Below are 4,028 nucleotides of genomic sequence, written 5' to 3'. Positions count from 1 at the left end.
CACGACCGTGCTGCTGACCACGCAGTACCTCGACGAGGCCGAACATCTGGCCGACCGCATCGCGATCCTGCACGAGGGCCGCATCATCGCCGGCGGCACGCTCGCCGAGCTGAAGAAGCTGCTCCCGATGAGATAGAAGATCATGAAGCCGGCCCTGCGGGGTCTTCCCCCGAACCTCGTGAGCGTGAGGCCGTGCGCGCCCTCGTGGAGCAGGGTCAGGAGCGAGAGCACGGCGACGAGGATCACGAGGCCGGACAACGGTATCGGCGAGGTGAGCGCGCTGCGCAGCTCTCCCACCTGCAGGATCGCCGCCACGAGTCCGAGGCCGAGCAGCACGGCGACGGTGGCACGGACCGCCCTGCCCGAGAGCGGAACGACCAGATGGTCCACGCGGCCGAACAGGGCAGGCGCTCGAAGCGTCGCGATCTGCAGGGTGAACGGGGGCCGATAGTCCCAGCGGCCAGGTGGCAGCTTCGTGGCTCCGTCGAGGAGTCCGCTCGCGCGGAAGCGAAGCACCAGACCGAGAAAGTTCTCCCACGACTCGGCGGGGGCGAAGCGCATGTGCAGAACGTGAAGCGGGGTCTCGCCGTCCAGCGCCGTCAGCATGTCGACGACCGCGCCCGAGACCCGCGACGAAGGCACGCCGTGCAGCATCACGATCCATGCCGCTTCGTCGATCCCCTTCTCGAAGGCGACGCCGGCGGCCAGGAGCGGACGCGCGTCGGGGGTGAGCGCCGTTGCGGTCTGCGGCGCTCTTCGACGCAGGAAACTAGTCGGAGGCATCGCCAGGTGCCTCTCTCCTGGGTTCCGCGAGCGAAGTCGTGAGGAGGAGGATCTCCACTCCGTGACTCGTGCGCACGGGCGAGACGGCGGGCGGGGCGAAACCGGCCTCCACGACCTCTCGAGAGAGCATCTCCTGGCTGAGCACCTGCAGGCGGCTCGTGAGGACGGTCACCTCCGCGCCGGCCACGAGCTCGGAGGCGCGAACCCAATTGACCACACGCGCCCCGCCGTCATGGTCCAGCTGCTGTGAGAAGAGGTAGGTCTCCTCTCCCTCGGGTCCGGGCACACCGATCTCGTGGTCTCGGGGAACCGCGAGGCTCTCGGCAGCGTCGCCGCCGGCGACGGTGAAGGCGAAGACACCTCCATCGGCGAGATGCCGTCGCACGCTCGCGTAGAGGCCGGACCTTCCCGCACGATCGAGCAGCGTGATGGAGGTCGCCCCGATGACGATCAGGTCGTAGTGACGCCCCAGGGAGAAGTCGCGCATGTCCGCGACGACGCAGTCGAGCGAGGCGTGGTCCGGCAGCGCCCGTCGTAGGTGGGAGAGCATGTCGTCGGAGAGATCCATCGCGGTCACCGTCTTGCCCGATCTCACCAGCGGGATCGTCAGCCTCCCGCTCCCCGCCGCGACGTCGAGGATCGGCCCCGCGGAGTCTCTCGCGAGCGCGAGCACTTCGCGGATCTCGGCACGGTCCGCGCCGACGAGCCGCTCGTAGAAGTCGGTGCCGACTCCGGCGTACAGGTCTTGTGCCGTGGGCACCGCGCCGACCGCCTCGAGTCGCGCTGACAGCGCTTCGGTGATCAGGTCTGACATTCGCACATCGCCTCTCCGGGGAACAGGGGGTGCGGGCGTGCGAGATACGCCCGCACCCCGCGGTCAGGTTGCGATCGCTGCCGCTCCGCCGATGATGGCGATGATGTAGCTGGCGTGCTCCCACCATTCGAGCGGTGCGTCGATGTGTTCGAGTTCTGTGAATTCCAGCGATTCCGTCTGCAAGGCGAACCTCCTTTGTCGAGCTTTCGAATGCTGGGCTTAGGTCAAGGCGAGAATTCCGATGATCACGCCCACGGCGAATCCGCGGATGTAGTCATCGGTGTCGTTCAGGGCCTCCATGGCCTCGAGTTCCGTGAACTCGAGAGTCGGCATTGCGGTGTGCATCCTTACCTCCCTTCCGCTTCTCGTGTTCCGCCACCAGAGGTCACGTCGCGGCGGCTGCGCCGATCCCGATGAGAACCAGCGCACCTATCGCGCCCTGATAGAAGCTCTCCCAGCTGGGGGCCTCCATCGTTTCCAGTTCCTGGAACCGGATACTCGTCTCCTCATTTCTGCCCATCTAATTCACCTCCTTCGAAAGCACGGTCGATGGTCGGCGATCTGCGCCGACCGGCTCAGGGCTCCAGCACGATTCGCGGAGCAGATCACGGAAGTCGCCCGCGATGAGACCGGGGAGCATCGGCTGGCGATTTCCCCATGCCGCTTCGGTGGCGGCGGAGATGCGGTCCACGTCATGAGCGCTCGGCTCGGGCGGACGCGGAATCCCCCAGCGGTCGAGGAGCGCAGCGATCCCGGCGGGCGGTTCGACGGGCAATGTCGTTCCGATCGACGCCCGCGCCCAGAACCTCTCCAGGCTCCTCCGATCGCCCCAGCGCGTGTCTCCCGAGCAGATTCGTCGCCAGACCGCGGCGATGACCGCCGCCGTGGCGACGATCTTGCGGACCTGCAGCAGAAAGGCCACTTCGTTCGCCACATACCAATGACGGGCACTGTAGGGATCCCACCCTCTGAGCGCGGCGCTGCGCTGGGTCGCGGCACTCAGTCGCGCGATGCGGAGCCTTCCCGCCGCCGAGTCGGGGTCGCGGGTCGCCGCGTCGATGAGCGCTCGGCCGAGGGCGACGGCGTCGCGGTTCCCTCTGGCGCTTCTCCGCGTGCTCGTCGAGGCGCCCGCCAGACGGAGGAACGCCTCCAGCGCTCCCTCCCTCACGGCTTCGGGCGTGAGGGAGGTGAGGTTGCAGGGATCGATGATCGCGTGCCGTGGTCTCAGGGCGTGCCCCACGATGAGTCGGTGACCGCGGTCGGTCGTGAGGATGCCGACGCTGTTCGTCTCGGACGACGTGCCCAGCGTCGTCGGCACGGCGATGATGTCCACAGCCGGCAGGGCGTCGGGCAGGAACGTGAGCGCCGACCTCGACGCATGCCCGATCGCGTAGTCGAACACGCGCCCGCGGGCGAGCGCCAGTGCGGCGATCTTGCTGGCGTCGAGCACGGTTCCTCCGCCGACGGCCACGATGACGCTCGGCGACCGGTGGACGATCTCCTGCGCCATCGTGACGACGGCTGCCACGTTCACCGCGGGTGCGTCGATCGTCATCGTTCTCGCCGAGTGGCCCTCCAGGAAGGGGGCCGCGACAGCCGCGTCAGCCACCACGAGAGTCTCGCGGCCCGCCGTGAGGCGCTCCATCATCTGCCGGGCGATCCCTTCTCCGTGCCACAGGGTGGGAACTCGACCAGCGAAGTCCGAGGTCATGCGGATGCCTCCTGCGCCTGAGCCAGCCCTGAGCGGATGGCTGCGCCCACCTCATGCAGCTCGTCCGCGGTGAACCCGTAGGCGGGAATCATAGGAGCTCGGGTGTTCCGTCCGTGCTGGCGTCGTCGACGATGATCAGCTCGTCGTCCGCGTGCAGCTGCTCGAGGATCGAGTCGATCTGGGCGGTGAGGTACTTCTCACCGTTGTACGTCGCCATGCACACCGACGCGGTCGCCAGATGAGGGCCGCGCGCAGGTTCGTTGTCTCCGGGCATCACCACCAGCCTACCGTCGGCGGGCAGAGCGCCGAGGATCGGGCCTGCGCTCAGACCCCGAGAATGCCGCGCAGGCGCGTGGCATTGCCCGCGTATGTCGTCGCGAGGAGCCTCGCACGCGCACGGTCGGTGCGCGTCTGGGAACCGGACTCGTCGTCCAGCGCCGAGATGACCTGGGAGGCGAGGGCATCGACATCACCACGAGGCGCATAGAGGGCGTCGCCCTCCATCGATGCGCGGACGCCTCCGATGTCGGTCGACACGACGGCGGCTCCGGACAGGGTGGCCTCGGCCGGAGGCAGGTGCCATCCCTCCTCATCGCTGCCGCACATGTACACACGGCTGGACTGGTACAGCTCCCTCAGCCGTTCGGGGGAGGGGTCGGCGACGTAGTGGATCGCCGACGTCATGTCGGGGCGCTCCGGGGCGGGGCCGAACGTGTAGAC

The 4,028-nt window shown here is 68.1% G+C and carries 8 protein-coding genes and 1 pseudogene; 2 read left to right on the top strand and 7 right to left on the bottom strand.

What is annotated here, in order from left to right; all coding sequences use genetic code 11:
- A pseudogene (locus tag KZA10_RS09090) lies at positions 1-127 on the top strand (ABC transporter ATP-binding protein); the annotation flags it as partial.
- Positions 128-192: 65 nt separating this feature from the next.
- The gene (locus tag KZA10_RS09085) at positions 193-825 is read left to right on the top strand and encodes a hypothetical protein (protein ID WP_218682705.1); all 633 of its coding nucleotides are present in this window, start codon (positions 193-195) and stop codon (positions 823-825) included.
- On the opposite strand, the gene mpaM is transcribed toward KZA10_RS09085, so the two are convergent.
- From mpaM to KZA10_RS09065, 7 genes are all read right to left on the bottom strand, one after another.
- A complete protein-coding gene (gene mpaM / locus KZA10_RS09080; RefSeq protein ID WP_218682704.1) occupies positions 770-1,597 on the bottom strand; it encodes a daptide-type RiPP biosynthesis methyltransferase in 828 nt (275 codons plus the stop codon). The genes KZA10_RS09085 and mpaM overlap by 56 nt on opposite strands.
- Positions 1,598-1,660: 63 nt before the next feature.
- A complete protein-coding gene (gene mpaA3, locus KZA10_RS18515; RefSeq protein WP_017829101.1) occupies positions 1,661-1,780 on the bottom strand; it encodes an MpaA3 family daptide-type RiPP in 120 nt (39 codons plus the stop codon).
- A gap of 36 nt (positions 1,781-1,816) precedes the next feature.
- Entirely contained in the window at positions 1,817-1,942 is a 126-nt protein-coding gene (gene mpaA2, locus KZA10_RS17935) for an MpaA2 family daptide-type RiPP (RefSeq protein WP_255162400.1), read from the bottom strand.
- A 40-nt stretch (positions 1,943-1,982) separates the two neighbouring features.
- Positions 1,983-2,117, bottom strand: a complete 135-nt coding sequence (mpaA1, locus tag KZA10_RS17930; RefSeq protein WP_017829103.1) for an MpaA1 family daptide-type RiPP — start codon at positions 2,115-2,117, stop codon at positions 1,983-1,985.
- A complete protein-coding gene (gene mpaC / locus KZA10_RS09075) occupies positions 2,118-3,308 on the bottom strand; it encodes a daptide-type RiPP biosynthesis dehydogenase (protein WP_218682703.1) in 1,191 nt (396 codons plus the stop codon). It abuts the gene before it with no gap.
- Positions 3,309-3,396: 88 nt separating this feature from the next.
- The gene (locus tag KZA10_RS09070; protein ID WP_218682702.1) at positions 3,397-3,582 is read right to left on the bottom strand and encodes a glycosyltransferase; all 186 of its coding nucleotides are present in this window, start codon (positions 3,580-3,582) and stop codon (positions 3,397-3,399) included.
- A 50-nt stretch (positions 3,583-3,632) separates the two neighbouring features.
- On the bottom strand, positions 3,633-4,028 hold a 396-nt coding region (locus tag KZA10_RS09065; protein WP_218682701.1), incomplete at its 5' end, for a glycosyltransferase.

The sequence above is a fragment of the Microbacterium sp. BF1 genome (genome assembly GCF_019279095.1).
GTDB lineage: Bacteria > Actinomycetota > Actinomycetes > Actinomycetales > Microbacteriaceae > Microbacterium > Microbacterium maritypicum.
This window is presented reverse-complemented; position numbering and strand designations above follow the sequence as displayed.

Coding starts and splice junctions, on each gene's coding strand:
- mpaM (WP_218682704.1), bottom strand. CDS start 1,597: ATGTCAGACCTGATCACCGAAGCGCTGTCAGCGCGACTCGAGGCGGTC.
- mpaA2 (WP_255162400.1), bottom strand. CDS start 1,942: ATGCACACCGCAATGCCGACTCTCGAGTTCACGGAACTCGAGGCCATG.
- mpaA1 (WP_017829103.1), bottom strand. CDS start 2,117: ATGGGCAGAAATGAGGAGACGAGTATCCGGTTCCAGGAACTGGAAACG.
- mpaC (WP_218682703.1), bottom strand. CDS start 3,308: ATGACCTCGGACTTCGCTGGTCGAGTTCCCACCCTGTGGCACGGAGAA.
- KZA10_RS09070 (WP_218682702.1), bottom strand. CDS start 3,582: ATGCCCGGAGACAACGAACCTGCGCGCGGCCCTCATCTGGCGACCGCG.